Below are 20191 nucleotides of genomic sequence, written 5' to 3'. Positions count from 1 at the left end.
TGCGGCACCTCCGCGACGGTCTCGGCAGCTGGCCGGGCGAGCCGCGCCTCGGCATAGGAGGCGCAGCCCGCATCACCACTGCCCATCGTTGCGGCGCAGCCGCTCAGCAGGATCGCCAGCGCCGCGGCCATCGCGAACCGCGTCGCGCCCGCGCTCGACGCGCTTGCTGTTGTCTTCCATGGCATCGCGTTCCGCCTCCCGTTTGCCCGCGCGCTTCCCTTCTGCGCGCCCCCAGCCCCGGCCGAGGACAACGCCCCCGATCGCGCCGAGAGCTGCGACCAGCCAGATCAGGAACTCAGCCATCGTCCCGCTCCCCGTGCGCGGCGGCGACGCAGAGGGCTGCGACGAAGACCCCGAGGCAGCCGCCCACGACCAGACCCGCGAGAAACTCAAGCATCGCCGCGGAACCCGCGCTCGATCCGGTCGCGCAGGCCGATCAGGCCGAGACCGAGGAACATCAGCCCCGCTGGCGAGGCATCGCCAGAGCCGGCAAGCAGCGCGACGAGCCGGGACAGTTCCCCGAGCGGCCCGGTGGCGGGCAGCGCGAGGGAGGCGATGCCGGTGAGCATGGCGAGAAGTCCCGCCCACCAGGTGAGCGAATTGGGACGAACGTAGCGCATGGGGATCAGGCCCTCCGGATCAGGGTGGAAAAGAAGGCGGCCAGCCGGGCGAGCCAGCTGGTCGGCGCGGTGGGTGAAGGGGCGAGGACCGGAGGCGTCGGCGACGGACCGCGAGCCAAGGCCAGGGCCTCATCCTCGGTCAGGCGACGGATCGGCCGCGAGAAGTCCACGCGGCCTGTGCGATCCACCGACCAGACCGGGATCGTACCGCCGGGATAGCGGCCATGGCGGAACAGGTCGCGCTCCGCCTCCCGGCGCGGAATGATCGACGCCGGTCGCCGCCAGTTCAGAAACGCGTCGGCGGCCGCAACGCGATTTCCGGCATTGAGATGTCGGGTCAGCGCGGCCTTGGAGATGCCGCCGGTGTTGTATTGGAAGCTGACCAGCGCATCGAATTCATGCGGCGCCAGCGGCACCTTCACGGCGCGCAGGACGGCCGCCTCGTAAGCAGCCAGGTCGGCGCGGAATACCCGGAAGGCCTCGCGGATGCCGGCGTCGAGATCGGCGGACATGCCTCGGGGCATGGTGGCCGGATCAGGGGGCCCGGCCGCGGCCGTGTGGCCGATGCCGAAGGTCCAGACCTGTTTCACATCGAGATAGGGCCCGGGCACGAGTCCTTCGTGCCGGACGAGGGCCAGCAGGCCCCGGTCGGTCATGTGCATGAGATTACCGGAGAAGCGAGAGGATCAGGATCAGCGTCGCGACGGCGAAGCCTACCGCCAGGCGGTGGCGGAAGGCCTGCCGGGGATCGGTGGGTTCGCAGCGGAGGAAGCGCGCGAGGCGGAGAAGCTCATTCATCGCCGTCGCCTTCGTTGGCGCGGCGTAGCCGGGCGAGCAGCATCTCGATGAAGGCCGGCCCGAAGACCCCGACGAGATACGCCGCCGAGCCCGCCGCCCCGCCCGCAGGGATCGCCTCGGGCGGAAGGCTGAGCCAGGCGGTGATCACGGCCATGGAGAGGCTCCCCATCCCGGCCGCGATTAGCCCGCCGAGCAGGATGTGCCGCAGCGCATCGCGCAGCCGCATCCTCGTGGTCAGTGCGTTCGTGGCGCCGCCGAGCGCGCCCCAGGCGGCGAGGATCACGGCGGTCGAGGCCGCGAGCTCGCGCAACACGGCGGCGACGAAGCTGCCGGTGTCGTTCATCGCCGAATCTCCAGAAGCGGAATGGAGGTGATCGAGCCGAGCCGCTCGAGGTCGAGCGTCACGTCGAGCGCATCGGTGTCGAAGCGGACCGGCACGTCGAACTCGAAGCCCGCGGTGATCGCGACGCCTGCGCCCGGTGCCGCGCCAAAGCTGACGACACCTGTCGTGGTGTCGACCGACCAGCCGGAGGGTTGATCCACCCCGCCGAGGGCGATGCGCACGGTGCCCGCCACCGGCTTGGCGATGGCGCGCGCCCAGGACTGCGCCCCGGAGGCGTAGCGCTTCACCAGCTGGAAGGCGGTCGTTGCGCCGTCGCCGGTGCTGATCGCCTGGTCGGTGGGCGATGCCGTGCCCGAGGGTAGACAGGACTTGTGGTCGCCCCAGTCCTTGAAGCGGAAGCCATGGAGCCGACCGTTCCGCGCCTCGAAGAAGGCGACCACGGCCGCCAGATCGTCCGCGCGGCGGATGCCATAGGCGACGTCATAGCGGCGGCGCGAATTGGCCCAGCTGGCGTTGCGCTCTTCGTCGCCCGACGCAAGCTCGACGATCTGCGTGCGCCGCTCCGGCCCGCCGCGGGCACCGCGGCTGATGTCGTCGGGAAACCGGACCTCGTGAAACGCCATCACATGCCCCTCCGCCCGAGCGAGACCGCACGGGCGATGTCCGCCGCGACCTGCGTGCGCGATTGCCGGAAGCTCTCGGCGTCACGCGCCATGATGGTGACGTTGACCCCGCCGCCCGCGCCGTAGCTCTGAGCCTCGCGTCGAGACAGAACCCGTTCGCCCCGCTGCAGGATCGCGGGCACCTCGTCGTGGCGAAGTCCGGCCATGCCGCCGCCATGCATCCGCGGCGCGGCGGAGAAGGCCGGGGCCGGAACCAAGCGCGAGGGGCCGGCCGATCCGACCATCCCGCCCGCATGCAGGACGTTTGCGAAGATGCCGCCAGCACCGGAGAACACGCCCGAGAGCGCATTGGCGATCGGCCCGAGGATGAACCGCCGCGCCGCGAGCTGGGCGAGATCGGCGAGCAGCGAGGTGACGAGATCGCGGAAGTTCAGCTTGCCGGTCTTCACGAACTGGCCCACCGCGTTCTCGGCCGACTGGAAGGCGCCAACGAGGCTCTGGCCGATATCGCCGCCGATCTCGCGCGCCTTGCTGGCGTAATCTGACAGCGCCGCCGTGACGGCCTGCCAACCGGTGACGGCAGCTTCGGTCACGGGCTCTGCTGCCGCAGCAGCAGCCCCGGCCGCCGCGCCTGCACCTGTCGCCGCGCGACCTGCATCGCCGAGCGCCGTCTCCAGTCGTTCGGCCGCACCGGTGGCCTCGGTCAGCGCATCGGCTCCGTCCTCATCGGTGCCGCGCACCGCATCGCGCAGGGCCTGCCAGCTTTCGAGGGGCGCACGGGCCCCCTCCGCCAGGTCGCGCGCCGCGCTGCGGTAAAGGTTGGCGGACTCGAGCGCCCTGTTCGCCGCCTCGGTCAGGCCGAGATCGGGCGCGGTGAGCGGGTTGTCCTCGAACGCCCGGTCAAACGCCGTCTGCGCGGCGGTGGTCGCGGCCGTCGCCGCACCCTCGAAGCGGTTCTCGATCTCGCCGAGGTCGAGGTCCGGCACCAGCGCGATGCGGCGCTCCGACCCCAGCGCTTCCAGCCCCTGATTGATGCCGCCGATGAAGCTGTTGATGCGCGCGACCACGCCGTTCAGCATCGCCTCGACGCCGTCGACCAGGCTGTTGGCCGCTTGGAACGCCAGATCGCCGATGGCGGCGGGCAGCAGACCCCAGATCGCCTTGATCGCCTCGTAGGCGCCCTCGAACGTGTTCGCGGCGGTGTTGCCGAAACCCACGACGCTCTCGATGGCGCTCTGCATGCCCGAGGCGGCGTCCGCCTTCAGGTCGAAAAACATCGCCGTGGCGGCCGCGCCTGCAGCCGCTGCGCCCATCCGGGTCCGCTCCCAGACCTCGACGGCGACGTCCTTCAAGAGCGACATCGCTTCGCCAAACCCGCCCGCGCCGGAGACGAGGCGGGTGAACTGATAGACCAGCTCGCCCGCGCCGACGATCAGCGCCCCAATGCCGGTGCGGATCAGCGCGCCCCGCAACACGACGAGCGCGGTGGCGAGGCCGCGAACTGACAGGGCCGCAGCGGCCATCCCCGCCACCCAGCGTCCCGCGAGGAAGGCGGCGAAGGTGGCGGCATAGGTGGTCAGGCGACCGATGTTGTCGAAGAGGCCGCGGATCGCGATGCCAAGCGGTCCGGTGCGGCTGGCGACCGCCGCCATGGCGCTGGCGACGGCTTCCAGCGCAGGCGCCGCGGCGACGGCCAGCTGGTTCGCCAGCCCGCGCCAGATCAGCCCGAGCCGGGAGATCGCATCGTTCGTCCGCTCGATCTGGTCCGCGTCCTGCTCCGAGACAACGACGCCGAAGGCGAGGACGTCCTCCGTTGCCTGACGCAGCGTCGCGGTGTCGATCCGGCTCATGGCGATGGAGCCTTCCTCGCCGAAGAGCTGGCCGGCGACGGCCGCGCGCTCCGCGACGGGGACGAAGCTTTCGATCGCGGCGTTGATCGCGCCGACGCGCGCGTCGAGCGGCAGCGCGATCAGGTCGGCGGCCGAGAGGCCGAGCCGGTCCAGCGCGTCCGCGGCGGGGCCGGTCCCGGCGGCAGCCTGGCTGAGTCGCCGCGTCAGGTCCTTCGTCGCCTGCTCGATGCCGGACATGGACACACCAGCCAGCTCGCCCGCGCGCTCCAGCGTCTGGATCGAGGCGACGGTGGTGCCGAGGGACTGGGCGAGCTTGGCCTGCGCATCGACCGTCTGCAGACCGGAGCGGATCATCGCCACGCCCGCCGCGGCGGCAGCTGCAACTGCGGCGGCAGCGGCTACGGCAACGCGACGGGAAAATGCCGCTAGCCTCGCGTTCGCGGCCTCCATCTCCCGGCTCAGCCGTCCGAAGCCGCGCGACCCGGCCTCGCCCACGCCTTCCAGCTCGGCGCGCACCTGCCGTCCGCCCACGGCCGCGAGGCGGACGCTGACCCTCTTCTCAGCCATGGGAGTGCTCCATCTGCTCGTTGAGCTTGGCGACCATCACCGCTTCGATGACAGGCAGCAGTTCGGCCATGGCGAGCGGCGGCACGCCGAGTGCGTCACCGAGCGCGAGCGCCGCCGACATGTCCCAGCCGGTCACCGCGCCGGGCAGGACACGCAGTTGGCCGCCGAGTCGGCCGACAAGGTCCCAGACCTGCCAACCCTCTGGCGTTGCCGGACGGTTCAGCCGCGCCGGGCAGTCCGGGCAGGCTTGCTCGCGGCCCTCGTAGGGTGCGCATGCTTCGCAGTAGCGCTCGCCCCCGCCAAAGGACCATTCGGCGAGAGCGCGGAGGCGTTTTTTTCCTGTTCCAGCAGCAGACCCTTCGAGACGTAGGTCAGCTGGAAGGCTTCGAAGATCGGCCAGACATCGAGCAGCGCGTCGATGGCCTCCGGGCTCGGGTCGATCACGTTGCCATCCGCGTCCCCGATGCCGTCCCAGGCGAGCACGGCACGCCGCGCGAGCGCCTTCGCGAAAGCGACGGCGCGTTCCTCGTCCGAGGCTTCTTCCGGAACTGCCTCGACGGCGGGATCGCTCCGGGTCGCCACCATTAGCGCCGTGGTCAGCGGGCGCAGCTGCACCCGGACGCCGGGGGCGACGTCGTGCCAGCGCGGCGCGTTGGTCAGGTCGAGCGTGAGCATCAATACGTCTCCACTTCATTCACGAGGGTGGCGGTGCACATCCGGCCGACGACGCTGTCGCGCGCGGCCTGCCAGTCGAACGTCGCCTGGACGCCCTGCGGACCCGAGATCTCGATGCGCGGGCGCGGCAGGTAGACGGCGTGCACGGTGAAGGTGAAGCTTTCGCCCGAGGGGAGGACGTAGGCGAATTCCATCTCGCAGGCCTCGCCGTTGATGGCCTGCGTCACCAGCGTCTGGTCGGCGAAGCGCACCTCGATCCGGCCGGTCAGCGCGGCGATGGACGGGTCGGCGCCGTCGATGCGGCCGTCCGAGCGGATCGTCTCGATCCGGTCGAGGTTGTTGGCGTAGGTGATCTCGGCTGAGACCACGTTGCCGAGGGCGGACCCGTTGCGCGTGATCGCCCCGTTGAAATGCCCGAAACGCTTCAGCTCCAGCGCGGCGGGTGTCCCGGCGCTGGTGGTCGTGCCGACCGTCTCGCCCTGTGCGACCAGCCGCGCAGTTGCCGTCAGCAGGCCGGAGCGCTGCATCTGCCAGGTGATCTGGTCGAGCACGCAGCCGGAATACATCGCGTAACGCGGCACCTCGGGCATGCCGGTCTCGATCGACATCGAGGGCAGCGTCCAGGACCGCGACTGGAACTCGTGCGTCCAGGGGCCGGTGCCGGTGGTGGTCGGTGCGCCGAACGCCGCCTTCAGCCAGAAGCCGAAGGCCTCTGCGTCGAGCGGCACCACGACGTCGCCGTCAGCCGTCACCGCGTCCTTGATCGGCGCCAGCGGGTCGCGTCCGTAGCCGAGAAGCTCGGAGTTGAGGAGCGGCTGCTCCGCGCCGAGCGATGTGCTGGCGAAGGGCATGCGGGTGAAGCCGCTGGCGGGCGGCGTTCCATAGGTCGTTTCGAACGCAAGCGCCATCAGCGCCCGCGCCCCTTGGGCTCGTGCCATGTTCGTCTCCTGTGGTCGGTTGGGTCAGGCCAGCGGGTCGGCCGTGGAATAGTGCAGCACCACCGGGATGACGGCCGCCTTCAGGCTCGCCGCGCCTTCGACCGGCAGATCGACCGGCCGCGGCGCTTTCGCCTCGACCCAGTCGCAGAGCCCGCCCAGCGTGCGGTCGGCGGCAAGCATCGAGCCGACGCTGGCGGTCAGCGTGTCGAAGGCGGCGTCACGGTCGGCGCCCTGAACGACCGCCTCGATCTCGGCGCGGTGCTGATAATGGTAGTGTAGCGGCGACAGTGTGACCTCCGGCTCCCCTGGCTCGCCATCGCGCAGGATCAGCAGCCCCTCGGCCGGCACGCGCTCGGGCAGCACCTCACCGCGCAGGGCGGTGGCGGGCAGCACCGAGAGCCGCGCGTGCAGCGCGGCGAGGATGGTTTCGCGCGGGGTGGGCATGAAAGTTACACGTCACCAGAGGCTGTTGCTGCGGCTACCTTCTGGCCCCAACGTCCAGCTTGTCGCGCAATGGCCTCCGACTTTGCAGATGGCCAACTAATCTCTTTGAGAAATTCGTTAAGAAGCTCTGTTGGCTCGTAAGCATCCAGCGCGCGAGCGTCATTCCAACTAAGCGCATGCTTCGGCGCAATCCGCCTAACTTGAGTTTCGAGAGCGTAGAGTTCTGTTTTCGAACAATGTTGCAGAGGCATACCGACTGCACTGCAATATCTTCTCGAAAACATACGTCGAAGCTCTTTTGCAGCGCGCCCGTCTCCAGCATGTGTAAACAGGTCGCCCCGCGTGTGAAACATGCGCCCCGCATTGTATATCGTGGAGAACTTGTGGCTATTTCCATCTCCACCAACATGGTAGTCATGGATCCGCCTTCTCAGACCCATCTCTGTCACTCCGATGTAGCGGGCCACGCCTTCATGATCGTACAAGGCATATATGCCCTGATCGGTAGGCAACGCGTTCAATCTGACCGGGGGAGATTCAAGCAATCTCTCGAGAACAGTTTCTGACCTCATGGATAACTCCGCCATTTCTTTCGGCTTAGGCCATCTACAGCCTCCCCTCCACCCAATTCGCCACGATCAGCCCCGGCACGCTGTTCAACGTCCGGTCTGCATCCCGCGCGAGGTCGAGCCGCTTCGGCAGCTTGACCTGCGGAACCAGCAGGAAGATCGGCGCGGTGACCTTGCCGCGCCCGGTCTTCGAGCGCGACACCACCGCCTGACCCTTCGTGTTCAGCCGCCCCTCCGCCACCAGCAGGCTCGGGCCGGTGCGGCGATAGACGAAGCGCAGGCGCAGCCCGCGGCGGCGCTCCCATTCGCCGGGCGTGATGCGGCTGCCGCGCAGGGATTTGCCCGCCGCGGGCAACGGGATCGCCAGCCAGAACCCGTCTTTCGAGCGGATCAGCGGGCCGGTGTCATGCGCACCCACGATGACCGGTGCTTTCGACCAGACCAGCGCCGCGGCTTCCAGGCTCTCGCCCGACCTCGGGAAGTTCTGGCTTCGGATCGAGTTGGCGAGCCGGGGCCCGAGCCCCGCGCCAGTGATCTGCAGCCGCCACGCCGTCTTCAGCCCGGGACCGGCCTCGCGCATGGCGGCCGTGACAGCGCGTTCGCCCGCCGCGACTTCGGCCGCCATCATCGCGACGATGTCGGGATCGATATCGAGCTTCAGTTTCACGCGGGCCTCAGATCGACGGTCCAGACCAGCCGCTCGCGGTCACGAACGGGCTCGCCCTGGATGAGGAAGGCATCCCCGTCGATCTCGATGCGGTCGCCCGCGCGCGGGTTCGTCACCTCGGCGACGCGCAGGTCGACCCGGGTGGTCTCGGACCAGAGACGCGCGTCGCCGAAGTCGGAGACGACATCCGCACGCCGGGCGACGCCGCGCACCAGGACGGGCGCGCCGCCATCGGCGATGTAGATCGCGTCTCGGCCGATGTTGGGATCCGCGAAGAGCGCGCCCACTGCGGCGGCGAAGGCGCTCATCAGAAGGCCGCGTTCAGGCGCACCCGGCCGATGGTGTCGCCGGCGCCGCTCGCCACCGCCTCGGTGGCCACGCCGATGAGAGTGTTGTCGGTCGCTACCGTGGTGCAGCGCTTGTTGGTGTCGTCCCAATAGACCTTGGTGCCGACCGTCCAGGCCTGCGAGCCGATCTTGGTGATGTCGAAGACGCCGACGAGCGCGGTCTCGACGGGCTCGCCGAGGGTGGCCGCTCCGGCGGCGATGCCGAAGATGGAGCCGACGAGCAGGCCATCGCCGGAGGCGACGGTATAGGGCGCGGTCAGGGTGATGGTGTTGCCGGGCTGGACGTAGTTTTTCATGGGGAGGATCCTTTCTCAGACGTGCTGATTGGTCAGGTGCTTTCGGATGCGGCCCGTCTTCAGGGCGGCGACGTGGCTGACGGTGACGCCGAACGCCCTGGCCACCTCGCGGCGGGAGAACCCCGCACCGAGGCAGTCGAGCATCCGGCTGCATTGATGATCGGTCAGGCGCGAGAGATGCGAACGGTCGCCGCAGCACATCGTGCCGTGGTCGCGCTTGTGCCCGATGTTCTCGCGCTGCGTGACATAGGCGAGGTTTTCGACGCCGTTGTTGGACTTGTCGCCGTCGAGATGGGCGACGACCAACCCCTCCGGTCGTGACCCGAGGAACGTGGTCGCGACCAGAATGTGCAGGGCGATCCTCTGGCGGCTGCCTGCCGTTTCGCGGACCAGCGTGTGGTGCAGATACCCCTCTGGGTCACGCCACGGCCGCCTCAGCGTCCAGTCGCGGCGGTCCAGCCAGCGAGAGCACGCACCGCGAGGGATCCTGCCCTTGCGATGCGCGCTCCAGACCCGGCCGGTCAGGTCGACGTGGTATCCGGGGAAACCGGGGATCGGCACCGCGCCCTGTCGATCATCGATCGTCATGGGAGCCAGCCGGACCTACGCCCCAGGATTTTTGTAGAGGCCGCGCCAGTCGATGGCCTTGGCGCCGAAGTCGAGGCGGCACTTGATCTCGACGCCATCGACGTCGAAGCCGTTGCGCGTCTCGATGTAGGCGCCCTGCTGACCCTCGAGGTAGGCGTACTCGATGGTGTCGATCTGGTTCGGGCTGGCCGCCAGATACCAGGCGGTGGCGCTGGCGGCATCGAGGCGCGGCTCGCTGATCGGCGAGAGAGTGCGGATCGACTGCGGCACCACGCTGGAGGTCGCGGCGGGCACGAGGTTCTGGGCGACCAGCTGCTCGGCCTTCAGTTCCAGCGCGGCGGGCACGATCAGAAAGGCGGGGCGGATGTTCAGCACCGTCTTCTTGTCGAGGCCGGTCTGTAGCGCCATCGCCGCACGGGCCGCGCCCACCGCATCGACGGCCAGCGCTGCGCCAGTGCCCGCAAGGTTCTTGTGGTTGGCGTGGAACAGCGCCGTGCCATCGGCCATGGCCGGGTTGGCGGTGATGATGCCCCAGACGACGTCACTTTCCAGCTGGGCGATGGAGTTTCCGTACATCGCCGGGATGCGGGTGAAGGCGTCGAGATCGTCGTTGATCAGCACCTGCCGGGTGATGGCGACCACCCGGCCATAGGTCTTGACCTTGTAGCTCTCCTTGCTCTCGCCCAGCGTGCCGCGCTTGAACTCGCCGCTTTCGCCGACCTCCAGCAGCTGCGGCGCCTCGCCCAGCTGGACGCGGTGCATGGACTTGAAATCGGTGGCCAGAACCTGGCGGCAGAAGAGCGCGAAAGTCCGGGGATAAGCGTCATAGGCCTGCCGCAGGGTCTTGTTGGTCACCGCCGACAGGATCTCGGGGAAGTCCGAGGTCGAATGCAGTGCCCGCGTCGCCACCTCGTCGCGCGAGAGGCCCCGGGTGTTCACGCCAGCGTTGCCGAGGCTTTCGCGGGCGAGTTCCAGCAGCGTCATGCCGCGATACTGCCGGGCGGCGTCCTCCAGCTGGAACAGTGTCGGGCTGTAGCGGTGCAGCAGCGCGTTCGCCACCGCGTCGCGGCGGGTGATGAGCTCGTCCCGGCCGCCGAGGGGGACGGAAACATGGGGGAAGGTCCGGGTCTCGTCCGACTTCGCCGCGACCTGGTCGAGGATCAGTCGGCGGGACTCGTCCATGCTGACGCCGCGCTTCACCAGATCCTCGGCGAAGCCGCGCTCGAGGTTCAGCCGCCCGGCCAAGTCATAGATGGTGGAGACGCGGTCGCGCTCGGCCTCGCGGGCGCGGGTGGCGACCGCCTCAGTGTCGGGCGCGCTGGTCTGGGCGGCGTGGGGCTGTGCCCGGGTTTCGACTGCAGCGACCTTGGGATCGGACGCAGCCGCTTTCGGCTCGGTCATGGGGGTGTCCTCGGTTTCGACCGGCTCGGTCGGCTGGTTGGTGGTGGGGTTTGCGGCGTCGCTCGCCGGGGTTTCCGTCTTGTCCGTCATCGGGATCGGTCCTTTCGTTGTGGAAGGGGCGTCCCGGCGGTGGAGGACGCAGTCGTGAAGGGGGTGCTGGGCGCGGAAACCGGCGGCGGGGTCGGCGCCGACCGCGACGGCGGAGACCTCGAAGGGCGTCCAGTCCACGGCCCGCCAAAGCTCCCGGGCCGCCTCGGGCTTCGAGACCTCGAAGCGGTGGACCTGATAGCCGATGGAGACCGCGCGGATGTGCCCGGCCTGGATGTCGCGCCAGATCGGTTCGACATCGGCGCGCTCGCTGATCCGCACCAGCGCGATGCCGCGGCCGTTCTCGATCCGCGCCGAGCCCGGAACGACCGAGCCGATCACCGCATCCAGCGTGTCGAGCTCGTGCACCTTGAGGAAGGGCGCGCCCGCGTTCAGCCGGTCGAGGCGGACATGGGCCGGGTCGAGGCTCAGCTCCTCGTCATAGGGCTCGCCGAAGAAGGTGGCGCGGCGGACGCGGGCCCCGGCCGACCAGACCACCTCGACGGTGCGGCTGTCGGCATCGGCCGTGTTCGGCGCAAGCTCCGCCGACCGGCGCATGGCCGGCAGTTCGATCATCGTGTCCATGGGGTCAGTCCTGTTGGTCGGCCTGCGCCGGGTCATTGTCCGCGTCGGCAGCTGGGTCGTCGGCGGTGGTGTCGTCAGCGGCGGGATCGTTCGCCGGATCGCCGGTCTGCGCGCTGCCGGTTTTCGTGACGCGGCGCGGATCGCTGTCGAGCACCAGCCCCAGCGCATCGAGCTTGGCGTTGGTCGCCGCGATCTCGGCCAGCACCGCATCCGGGTTGCGGCCCTGTTTCGCAATCACCTCGGCCAGCGTCATGGTGCCCGAGCGGATCGACAGCAGGTTCGCCATCGCGTCCTTCTGCGGATCGACCGCCTCGAACTTTGGCGGCGACCATTCGACCGGCACGGTCGGCGACGGGATCTGCCCCGCCGCCCACGCGGCTTCCGTGAACCAGCGCCAGACGGGTGCGCAGAACATCGGAATGAAGAGCTGCCACTGCACGGCGTCGATCTGGCGGCGGAACTCGACGAGCCCCGCCCGGATCGAGGAATAGTTGACCTGGCTGAGGTCGCCGGTCAGCAGCTCGTAGGGCACCCGGAACCCGGCCGAGATCGTGTGCAGGCTGGCGCGCTTGTATTCGCCGTAGCCACCGGTGGCGGAGGGCTGGTTGAACCGGATGTCCTTGCCGCCCCGCGCATAGGCGATCAGCCCCGGCTCGAACTGCTCGACCCGGTTGCCATCGGCGTCGACCACCGAGGGCGCGATGCCCTGCTGCGCCTCGTCGTCGCCAAAGACGATGGCGGTGACGCAGGCCTCGGTCTTCTTGCGGACCAGTTCCGCCACCTCGTAGTCGTCGAGATCGCGCAAGGACCGGATCACCGGCGCGCCCCACGGGACGCCGCGCGCCTGCGTGCGCTGCTTCTCATAGATGTGGGCGATCTCGGTCGCCGGGACCGGGCGGCTCTGCAGACCGTTCTGCAAGGCGCCATAGGCATCGCCCGGATGTTCGGCATGAAGCCAGTAGGCCCGGCGCTTGCCGACCGGGTCGAACTCGATCCCCTGCACCAGCCGCCCCGCGCCGAGGGCGCCGGATTTGGTGGCGTCGAGGAAGTCGGCCTCCAGCACCTGCAATTGCAGCGGCACCGGCAGTCCGTCGCTCGCTCGCCGCAGACGGCGGCGCACCAGGACCTCGCCCGCCTCGACCATCTCGCGGCAGATCAGCGTCTGCAGGCCGTAGAAGTCGAGCTGACCATCGGCGTCGCAGTCCGCCGTCCAGCGCTCGAACAGCGTATCCACCTTCCGGTCCAGCGTGTCGTCGCCGCTGGCGGCGCGGGGCATGATGCCCGCGCCGACGATGTTGTTCACCAGCACCGCCACGGCCTTCGCCGCATGCGGGTTGTTGCGCACGAGGTCGCGCATCCGGTCACGCAAGAGCGCCCCGGCCACGCCGATCTCGGTGTCGGCCGAGGATCCCGGCGCGCGCCAGCCTTCGGTGCGCCGCCCGCGCGCGGCGCCGTCATAGCCCCGCGTCAGGGTCTCGAAGGCCTGCCGGGCCATAACGCGACGTGCGGCCATGCGCGGCGCCACCGATGCGATGGCGTGGTCGAGCCAGGTCGCCGACATCACTGATCCCCGCGCGAGAAGCCCGCGAGCCCAGCCACCGGCAGCGGTCGGGTTGTCCCGGCGATGGCGCGCTCGATGGTGCGGATGCGGGCGAGCAGATCCTCGGCCGAGCCGTAGTCCACCGACTTGCCGTCATAGCTGACCCGGGTCGTGCCGCTGGCGTAGGCCCGGCGAAGCGCCGAGAGCTCCGTTTCCGTCCAGTCGGTCATGTCAGAACCATCCTCCGCGTCGACCCAGCCAGTCCGACTGCCGCTTTCCCTGGGGTGCGGATTGCGGTCGGTTGACCCGCCCTGCGCCATCCATTTCCGTTGGCGCCGCCCCGAGCTGATCCTCGAGGTCGCGCCATTTCTCGTCGGGCCAGCGATCCGCGCCCGCGATCCAGGCGGCGGCGCGGGCATAGACCCGGCAATCCAGCGCTTCGTTGCGCTCGCGCAGCTTCTGCCATTCCAGCCGGGCGAAGCCGCGCTTCGTGCGCACCGTTACCAGCTGTTCGGCGACGAACTGCTTCAGCCATTCGTTCTCGACCCAATGCGGCAGATGCACCGTGCCGGGCGAGAACGCCGCGCCCTTGGCCATATCCTCTTCGGTCGGCCGTTCGAGCCGAAGGAACCGATAGGTCTCGGCCTTGAAGGTCGACACCGCCACGGTCCAGAGCCGCGCGCCACGCCGCAGGCGTTTGCCGCCCTCGGTCGCATCGACGAAGGTCGGACCCGACACCGGGCTCGAGCGGTTGAACCCCTCGACGCCCTTGACCGGCGACACCTGCGCGAAGCCTTGCGCCCGCGACCAGGAATAGACCGCCGGGGCCTCGTAGCCCGTGTCGATGGCGAGCCGCGCGATCCTGAGATGCGCGCCGCGTTCGTGCGGCCAGGATCGGTCGAGCAGCGCAGTCAGCTCCGACCAGGCGTCATGCCGATCCGGCCCGCCCTCGATCACGACGTGATCGACGAGCCAGCTTTCGAGCCCGCGGCCCCAGGCCCAGACATCGACCTCGATCCGGTCCTTCTGCACGTCGGCCCCGGCGGTCAGGAACAGCCCGCCCGCGGGCACTGTGCCGGATGTCCAGCGTTCGCGCCGGTCATAGAGCCGCTGCCAGTCCGGCGCTTCGCCGGTCTCGACCCAAGTCTCGCCGAGGATCGTGTTGCGGAACGCCTTGATCGCCTCGTCCGAACCCTGCGCCGCGTCCCATGCCCGCACGATCCGCTCCCAGCTCAGCCAGCCGATCGGCGAATAGAGCGCCGAGAGGTGATACCCGACCGTGGTCGGATCGGCGGCCGTGGCGGTCGCCCGCCATGCGCCGCCCTCCAGCATCGCCGTCTTGTGGTGTTCCGCGATTGCCGCGTCGCAGCCCTCGCAGTGATACTCCGCCGTCTCCGGGCGGCCCTTCTGCCAGCGCAGCCGGTCGAACTTCAGCCATTGCATCGCGCCGCAATGCGGGCACGGCACGAAGAACCGGCGTTGGTCGGACGCATCGTATTCCCGTTCGATCCGGCTCAGGCCACGGATGGTGGGCGTCGAGACGAGCAGCACCTTGCGCCGGTGCGCAAAGGTCAGCGACCGCGCTTCCGCCAGCGTGACCGGATCGCCTTCCTCGTCGGCCGAGGCGGGATAGGCATCGACCTCGTCGAGGAAGATGTAGCGCGCCGGGGTCGAGCGCAGCCCGACCGCCGAGTTCGCGCCCGTCATGATCAGGATGCCGCCGGCGAACTCCTTCGACAGCATCGTGTTGCCCGCGTCGCGGGACCGGGCCGGTTTGACCCGCTCCCGCAGCTCCGGACTTTCGTCGATCAGCGGATCGATCCGCTGGCGCGAGTTGCGTTTCGCCAATTCCACCGTCGGCTGGACCGCCAGCATCGGTCCCGGCGCCTGGTGGATCGCGAACCCGATCCAGTTGTTCCCCGCCTCGGTCGCGCCGACCTGTGCGGCCTTCATGAACACAACCCGCTGCGTGGGATCGCCGGGGCTCAGCCGGTCCATGATCTCGCGCATGTATGGCGTGCGAACCGTGCGATACCGCCCGGGTTCGGCCGAGGCGCGACCCGAGAGCATCCGGTGCCGATCGGCCCATTCTGAGACGGTCAGGTCCGGGTCGGGCCGCAGCCCGTTGCCCCAGGCGCGCAGGATCTCTCCCGCGCCGTCGAAGTCCGTCAGGCCATCGCCGCTCTCACCGGAAGTCGGGCCGGACCTCGGCGAGTTCGTGGAGGTGGGCGCGTACATGTTTCTCCAGGACCTTCTGCATCGCGGCTGGCTCCACGGTGATCTGCTGGCCCGTCGCGTCGCTGCACGAGGCCGAGAGTTCTGCCGCCATCAGCGCCGCCGCGCGCGCGGGCCAGTTCACCCACGCGTCCCGTTCCTCCCGCGCCAGGCGGAACACCAGCGCCAGCGCGCGGGCCCGCTCGATCAACTCCCCCTTCAGCTTCTGCAGCCGTACGCGCCGCTCCTGCGCCTTCAGCACCTCGTTCGCGGTCTTCGCCTGCAGAAAGGTCGTGCCGCTGCCGACCGCGGGGACCGCCAGACCCTGTTCGCGCAGCGTGTCGCCGACCGCGGCCACGGCCGCCTCGGGGACGGGCTTCATCTTCGGTGCGAGCGGCTTGCGGGTCTTGGACGGGTCCGTCGTCTCGGCACGCCTGGCGTCGCTGGCGGCCGCGTTGATGCTGCCGTCGGGATAGAGGACCAGCCGCTCGGCCGTCTTCGCCTTCTGGATCGCGCCCCGCGACAGCCCGACATGGGCGGCGTACTGGCGCTCGCTCATGCCCTGCATCGGCGGCTCCGATTATCATTCAAGATCATGCGCTTGTCGAGTTGATAAGCGCTGCGGAGAGAGCGAACGTCACTCCAGCGAAGCGATGCAACTCACCAAGGAGCCACCACGATGACCACGCGCCTGAACCCGATCACCACCCCGCGCCACGAACTCCGCGCCGAGAAGGCGCGCCGGAACAAGGAAGCCGCGCTCGCGGCCTTCATCGGCAAGAAGGCCGAGATCGACGAGATGCTCGCCCGCCTGCAGGCACTCAGCGACGACCATTTCAAGTGCGCCCCCGACGAGGCGGGCTGGGCCATGGTCGGTACCCTCGAACACTACGCCAGCCTCCTGAAGCGCATCACCGACAGCGCCTTCGGCGAGGGCGAACACGCCCGCTGATCTCCGGCGCTGCCGGAACTCCCGCCGCGCGCCCCGCGCGGCTCGTGGTCGTAGAAGGCGCCGCATGACGCGGACCCGAATACGGAGACGACCCCATGACCAAGCTTTCCGACACCCAAGCCATCATCCTCAGCTCTGCCGCACGGCGCGAGGACCGCAGCGCCCTGCCGCTGCCCGAAAGCCTGCGCGGCGGCGCTGCCGCCAAGGTGGTCGGCGCGATGCTCGCCAAGGGCTTCCTGCAGGAGGCCGACGCGGACATGCGCAAGGGCGAACCCGTCTGGCGCGAGACCGGTGACGGCCACGGCGTCACGCTGGTCGCCACCGACGCAGGCCTCGCCGCCATCGGGATTGAGTCCGAGGACGCGAACACCGCGCCTGCGGGCGCGACGGACGTGCCGAGCGAACAGCCCGCGCCGAACACCCCCACTGAACCAAAACCCGCGCCCAAGGCGCGCACGCCCCGCGAGGGCACCAAGCAGGCCACGCTGATCGCCATGCTGCGCGCGCCGGACGGCGCGACCATCGAGGAGATCATGGCCGCGACGGGCTGGCAGTCTCACACGGTGCGCGGCGCGATGGCCGGGGCGCTGAAGAAGAAACTCGGGCTCGAGGTGACCTCGGAGAAGGTCGAGAGCCGGGGGCGCGTTTACAAACTCCCCGCTGCCTGACGCGCCGGACGCCGACAAGTCGATGGCCGCCGTCCCGCCGGGGCGGCGGTCGATCATTTGGCGGTCCGCATCCGGATCGCCTCGAACACCCGCCTCAAGGCGAAGGAACGCGCTATCGACACGATAGTGAAGATGGCGCCCATCTTCAGGTTCTGCGCCAGCGTCGTGTGCAGGCCGAAGATCGGGAAGATCAGGATCTGCGTCATGACCGCGACGCCGTAGCCGACGATCACGTTGGCGACGAACTCGACCAGAGACATGAAGCGTGACTGCTTCATGCGGCGGACTTGCGCTTTCGCGCGGGTTCGGGGGCTGCGTCCTTTGCTGGCGCATCGGCCGGGGCATCGGCGTCGTCGCCCAGCCGCTCGGTTCTCACCTCAGCGAAGGTCCGTCCATCGCCATCGAGGATCGCGTCGCGCCCGGTCTCGGCCTGCCAGCGTTCCACCGCGACATCGACATAGGCCGGGCTGATTTCCATCGCGAAGACGCGGCGGCCATTGGCTTCGCCCGCCATGATCTGTGAGCCCGAGCCGGAGAACGGTTCGTAGCAGAGGCCGCCGCGCGCCACATGTTGGCGCATCGGGATGCCGAAGGCGTCGAGCGGCTTCGGCGTCGGGTGGTCGGGGCGCTCGTCCTTGGCGAAGGACGGCATCTCCCAGGTCGAGGGCAGCGTCTGCTCGGCCACCTTCGGCGGGCGGTTCGGACGGCGCCAGCCCATGAAGCAGGGCTCGTGCTTCCAGAGGTAGTGCGAGCGGGTCAGAACCCCGCGGTCCTTCACCCAGATGATCTGCTGATGGACGAAGGCCCCGGCCTTTTCCCAGCAGGCCTCCAGCATCGCCTGGCGGCGCGAAGCGTGCCAGCAGTACCAGGCGGCATCCTCGGTGATCGCCTCGGCGACAGCGGCCGCGATGAAGCCGTCGTAAAGCTCGGCCCCCTGCGAACTGTCATCCCAGGTCGTGCCGTAGGACGCAGACCAGTCCTTGTTGCGGGTCGGATGGTTCGAGCCGTCGTAATCCACAAGATACGGCGGGTCGGTGGCGAACAGGATCGCCCGCTCGCCATTCATCAGGCGGCGCACATCGGAAACGCTGGTGCTGTCGCCGCAAAGCAGTCGGTGATCGCCGAGGATCCACAGGTCGCCCGTTCGCGATGCCGGATTGCGCGGCGGCTCGGGAATGGTCACCGGCGGCACGGAGCCCCCGGCGCCACCTTCTTCACCGTCGTCTTCCGCGACGTAGGCCAGCAGCTTGTCCAACTCGCCGTCGGAGAAACCGACCAGCGACAGGTCGAAATCCTCGGCCAGCAGGTCGTTCAGTTCGGCCGACAGCAGCGCCTCGTCCCACGTTCCGAGTTCGGTCAGCTTGTTGTCCGCGATGCGGTACGCCCGCCGCTGCGCCTCGGTGAGATGCCCGAGCACGATGACCGGCGCGTCGGTCAGTCCAAGCTGGGTTGCCGCCAGCACGCGCCCATGGCCCGCGATCAGCTCGCCGTCCTCGCCGACGAGGCACGGCACGGTCCAGCCGAACTCGGCCATGCTGGCGGCGATCTTGGCGACCTGGTCCGGCCCGTGCGCCTTCGCGTTCTTCGCGTAGGGCTGGAGGCGCGAGAGCGGCCACGTCTCGATCACGTCCGGGGCGAAGCTCAGCGTCATGGTGGGCAAGGTTCCTCGATCGGGTGGATGCCGGTGGCTTCCGGACTCCGGATGCCGTGCTGGACTCCACACGGGGTCCAGCGGCTACCAGCGGTGTCCGGTCGGAAGGCCAGCATTCATTGGTGTTTGCGCGGGGCACGGGTGGCTCCGGCTTCCGGGTGGCTTCCCAAAAATCCGGCCCTGTCGCTGGCGATGTCCCGCGCTTCGCCCGCCAGCATACGAATGTCGCCAGGAAGGAACCGGAAACTGCCTCGGGCTGGACCCCGGCCGGACCCTTGCTGGATACCGGGGTCCAGTAGGTCCCCGTCAACGCAAAGGGGAGAGCGGGCTTTCCAGCGCACTCTCCCCATCTTGCCTTCGGAATAGCACGATCATGTTGCAGATGTCGAAGGAAAAAGTGTTGCAACACATTGGAGTCACTGCGCATTCAGGCGCGCAGCGATCTTGGTCAGCGCGAGCTGCCAGCGCCGCCATGCGGTCGTGCGGTCGCACCCCAGCTCACCGCTGATCTGCTTCCACGGCACACGGGCCGCGCGGGACCAGACGAGCTTGCGCTCCGCCTCCTCGATCCAGAGCACCCAATCGAAGGTCTGCTCGAGCCGGGTGATCGCGGCGGCCGAGGGCCAGACCCGCATCGGCTGCGGCTCCATCGCCGCGATCTCGCGGCTGGTCCGCACGATGTCGGGCCAGGTGTTGAAGTAGCCCTGCGCCTTGACCGGCGGCAGCTTGCCCAGGGTGCGGAACGCCTCCTCGAAATGATCGGCGACGCAGTCGGCGGTCCATTCGCGATCAGCCATGGCGCGCCTCCCTGTCGGAAGGGCGCGGGCCGTAGAGCTTTTCGCCCAGCTGGCGGACCAGTTCACGCTCGGGCCAGGTGAGGCGGTCGTCATCGGCGGAGACCGCGAGGACGCCCTGTTCCTTCCAGCCCTCGCGCTTGACCTGCTCGGGATCCCGGCGTCGGCCGCCGTAGCCGTGGGGATGCCATCTCATGCGACACCTCCCTTCGTCTCGATCGCCCAGAGCAGCAGGGCGATGGCATCGGCCTCGTTATCGTCGGCGGGGCTGAAGCCGCGGGCGCGGACGGCGGCGATCATCGCGGCCTTATCGGCGTTGCCCTTGCCCGAGGCGTGGCGCTTGATCGTGCCGACCGGGACGCCCTCGTAGGGCACGCCGCGCAGCTCGGCCCATGCGGTCAGCGTGGCCATGAGCCCGCCGTAGATGTGGCTCGCGTCGGTGCCGGCGTGACGGCGGACCTCCTCGAACCAGATCGCGGCGACGGGCCCCGACAGCCGGTCGATCTCGGTCAGCCAGTTGGTGAAGCGCAGGTAGCGCATGCCGCCGCCGTCGAAGCGGCCGGGGCGCAGCGAGACGGTGCCGCTGGTGATCAGACCGTCATGGCCGCGGATCGCCCAGCCAGTCGAGGTGCCGAGGTCGAGCGCGAGGATGCAGCGGTTGCGAGGGGTGTCGAGCGGCAGCGATTCAAACCTTGCGCCGTCGCAATTGGGGATCAGAGTCGGCTGAGCCATGATGGGTCTCCTTTGCCGGTGGCCTGTGGTGGTGGAAGACGACGGCGGTCTGGTGCTTGGCGGTACGGGGCCGCCGTCGTCGGATCGGGAAGCACAACAGACCGTCACGGCGGCGCGCGCGGCTGGCCCGGACGTATGGGAGGAGTGGCCAACCCTGTGGGGTGGCCCTCCCATACGTAGTATGGGGGTTTGACACCTAACTGTTTCGAGGTGTTCAAGTAACTGAAATCATTGCGGAATAA

27 protein-coding genes are annotated in these 20191 nt (G+C 69.2%); 2 read left to right on the top strand and 25 right to left on the bottom strand.

The genetic code is table 11. The features are described 5' to 3' along the window. Positions 1-72: 72 nt before the first annotated feature. From BMX67_RS11460 to BMX67_RS11370, 20 genes are all read right to left on the bottom strand, one after another. Complete coding sequence (locus tag BMX67_RS11460) at positions 73-303, bottom strand: hypothetical protein (RefSeq protein WP_090735021.1); 231 nt, start codon at positions 301-303, stop codon at positions 73-75. Between the two features lie 86 nt (positions 304-389). Continuing rightward, positions 390-620, bottom strand: a complete 231-nt coding sequence (locus tag BMX67_RS11455) for a hypothetical protein (RefSeq protein WP_028031150.1) — start codon at positions 618-620, stop codon at positions 390-392. A gap of 5 nt (positions 621-625) precedes the next feature. Continuing rightward, positions 626-1282 carry a lysozyme gene (locus BMX67_RS11450; protein WP_090735019.1) on the bottom strand — a complete coding sequence of 219 codons (657 nt, stop codon included), beginning with the start codon at positions 1280-1282 and terminating at the stop codon, positions 626-628. A gap of 4 nt (positions 1283-1286) precedes the next feature. After that, positions 1287-1418: a hypothetical protein gene (locus BMX67_RS19990; protein WP_264080903.1), complete on the bottom strand. Its 132-nt coding sequence runs from the start codon at positions 1416-1418 to the stop codon at positions 1287-1289. Continuing rightward, positions 1411-1761, bottom strand: coding sequence for a hypothetical protein (locus tag BMX67_RS11445; RefSeq protein WP_090735018.1), 351 nt, complete (start codon positions 1759-1761; stop codon positions 1411-1413). Before BMX67_RS11445 ends, BMX67_RS19990 begins: the two co-directional genes overlap by 8 nt. Further along, positions 1758-2384: a DUF2460 domain-containing protein gene (locus tag BMX67_RS11440; protein WP_090735016.1), complete on the bottom strand. Its 627-nt coding sequence runs from the start codon at positions 2382-2384 to the stop codon at positions 1758-1760. Before BMX67_RS11440 ends, BMX67_RS11445 begins: the two co-directional genes overlap by 4 nt. Then, a complete protein-coding gene (locus BMX67_RS11435; protein ID WP_090735014.1) occupies positions 2384-4801 on the bottom strand; it encodes a phage tail tape measure C-terminal domain-containing protein in 2418 nt (805 codons plus the stop codon). The genes BMX67_RS11440 and BMX67_RS11435 overlap by 1 nt, the downstream gene beginning before the upstream one ends. Beyond that, positions 4794-4937: a DUF7697 family protein gene (locus tag BMX67_RS19885; RefSeq protein ID WP_158644569.1), complete on the bottom strand. Its 144-nt coding sequence runs from the start codon at positions 4935-4937 to the stop codon at positions 4794-4796. Before BMX67_RS19885 ends, BMX67_RS11435 begins: the two co-directional genes overlap by 8 nt. Positions 4938-5020: 83 nt before the next feature. After that, positions 5021-5476, bottom strand: coding sequence for a hypothetical protein (locus BMX67_RS11430; protein WP_090735013.1), 456 nt, complete (start codon positions 5474-5476; stop codon positions 5021-5023). Next, positions 5476-6414: a phage tail tube protein gene (locus BMX67_RS11425; protein ID WP_090735011.1), complete on the bottom strand. Its 939-nt coding sequence runs from the start codon at positions 6412-6414 to the stop codon at positions 5476-5478. The genes BMX67_RS11430 and BMX67_RS11425 overlap by 1 nt, the downstream gene beginning before the upstream one ends. Before the next feature lie 24 nt (positions 6415-6438). Next, positions 6439-6858 (bottom strand): acyl-CoA transferase, encoded by a 420-nt coding sequence (locus BMX67_RS11420; RefSeq protein WP_090735009.1) that lies wholly within the window; start codon positions 6856-6858, stop codon positions 6439-6441. Positions 6859-7464: 606 nt separating this feature from the next. Further along, the gene (locus tag BMX67_RS11410; RefSeq protein ID WP_090735007.1) at positions 7465-8094 is read right to left on the bottom strand and encodes a DUF6441 family protein; all 630 of its coding nucleotides are present in this window, start codon (positions 8092-8094) and stop codon (positions 7465-7467) included. Further along, positions 8091-8402, bottom strand: a complete 312-nt coding sequence (locus BMX67_RS11405; protein ID WP_090735006.1) for a head-tail joining protein — start codon at positions 8400-8402, stop codon at positions 8091-8093. Before BMX67_RS11405 ends, BMX67_RS11410 begins: the two co-directional genes overlap by 4 nt. Continuing rightward, positions 8402-8737 (bottom strand): DUF2190 family protein, encoded by a 336-nt coding sequence (locus BMX67_RS11400; protein ID WP_090735004.1) that lies wholly within the window; start codon positions 8735-8737, stop codon positions 8402-8404. The genes BMX67_RS11405 and BMX67_RS11400 overlap by 1 nt, the downstream gene beginning before the upstream one ends. Positions 8738-8752: 15 nt before the next feature. Then, the gene (locus BMX67_RS11395) at positions 8753-9325 is read right to left on the bottom strand and encodes an HNH endonuclease signature motif containing protein (RefSeq protein WP_090735003.1); all 573 of its coding nucleotides are present in this window, start codon (positions 9323-9325) and stop codon (positions 8753-8755) included. A gap of 15 nt (positions 9326-9340) precedes the next feature. Next, the gene (locus BMX67_RS11390) at positions 9341-11398 is read right to left on the bottom strand and encodes a prohead protease/major capsid protein fusion protein (protein WP_090735001.1); all 2058 of its coding nucleotides are present in this window, start codon (positions 11396-11398) and stop codon (positions 9341-9343) included. Between the two features lie 4 nt (positions 11399-11402). Continuing rightward, positions 11403-12959: a phage portal protein gene (locus tag BMX67_RS11385; protein WP_090734999.1), complete on the bottom strand. Its 1557-nt coding sequence runs from the start codon at positions 12957-12959 to the stop codon at positions 11403-11405. Beyond that, positions 12959-13168 (bottom strand): phage head-tail joining protein, encoded by a 210-nt coding sequence (locus tag BMX67_RS11380; RefSeq protein ID WP_090734997.1) that lies wholly within the window; start codon positions 13166-13168, stop codon positions 12959-12961. The genes BMX67_RS11385 and BMX67_RS11380 overlap by 1 nt, the downstream gene beginning before the upstream one ends. Position 13169: 1 nt before the next feature. Further along, positions 13170-15176, bottom strand: coding sequence for a phage terminase large subunit family protein (locus BMX67_RS11375; RefSeq protein WP_175479882.1), 2007 nt, complete (start codon positions 15174-15176; stop codon positions 13170-13172). Further along, entirely contained in the window at positions 15124-15720 is a 597-nt protein-coding gene (locus BMX67_RS11370) for a hypothetical protein (protein WP_090734995.1), read from the bottom strand. The genes BMX67_RS11375 and BMX67_RS11370 overlap by 53 nt, the downstream gene beginning before the upstream one ends. A gap of 111 nt (positions 15721-15831) precedes the next feature. On the opposite strand from BMX67_RS11370, the gene BMX67_RS11365 reads away from it, so the two are divergent. Next, positions 15832-16104: a hypothetical protein gene (locus tag BMX67_RS11365; RefSeq protein ID WP_090734994.1), complete on the top strand. Its 273-nt coding sequence runs from the start codon at positions 15832-15834 to the stop codon at positions 16102-16104. Positions 16105-16199: 95 nt separating this feature from the next. After that, positions 16200-16772 (top strand): DUF3489 domain-containing protein, encoded by a 573-nt coding sequence (locus BMX67_RS11360; protein WP_090734992.1) that lies wholly within the window; start codon positions 16200-16202, stop codon positions 16770-16772. Between the two features lie 53 nt (positions 16773-16825). Here the strand turns inward: BMX67_RS11360 and BMX67_RS11355 are convergent, their stop codons facing one another. From BMX67_RS11355 to BMX67_RS11335, 5 genes are all read right to left on the bottom strand, one after another. Continuing rightward, positions 16826-17050: a DUF7220 family protein gene (locus BMX67_RS11355; RefSeq protein WP_090734990.1), complete on the bottom strand. Its 225-nt coding sequence runs from the start codon at positions 17048-17050 to the stop codon at positions 16826-16828. Continuing rightward, a complete protein-coding gene (locus tag BMX67_RS11350) occupies positions 17047-18423 on the bottom strand; it encodes a site-specific DNA-methyltransferase (protein WP_090734988.1) in 1377 nt (458 codons plus the stop codon). Before BMX67_RS11350 ends, BMX67_RS11355 begins: the two co-directional genes overlap by 4 nt. A 416-nt stretch (positions 18424-18839) precedes the next feature. Next, positions 18840-19220, bottom strand: coding sequence for a DUF6362 family protein (locus BMX67_RS11345; RefSeq protein WP_090734986.1), 381 nt, complete (start codon positions 19218-19220; stop codon positions 18840-18842). Next, the gene (locus BMX67_RS11340; RefSeq protein WP_090734984.1) at positions 19213-19413 is read right to left on the bottom strand and encodes a hypothetical protein; all 201 of its coding nucleotides are present in this window, start codon (positions 19411-19413) and stop codon (positions 19213-19215) included. The genes BMX67_RS11345 and BMX67_RS11340 overlap by 8 nt, the downstream gene beginning before the upstream one ends. Next, complete coding sequence (locus BMX67_RS11335; RefSeq protein WP_245739433.1) at positions 19410-19949, bottom strand: crossover junction endodeoxyribonuclease RuvC; 540 nt, start codon at positions 19947-19949, stop codon at positions 19410-19412. Before BMX67_RS11335 ends, BMX67_RS11340 begins: the two co-directional genes overlap by 4 nt. Positions 19950-20191: the final 242 nt, after the last annotated feature.

This window comes from Paracoccus homiensis (assembly GCF_900111675.1).
Classification (GTDB): Bacteria; Pseudomonadota; Alphaproteobacteria; order Rhodobacterales; family Rhodobacteraceae; genus Paracoccus; species Paracoccus homiensis.
Note: the sequence above shows the minus strand (reverse complement) of the source record. Positions and strands in the feature narration are given on the sequence as shown.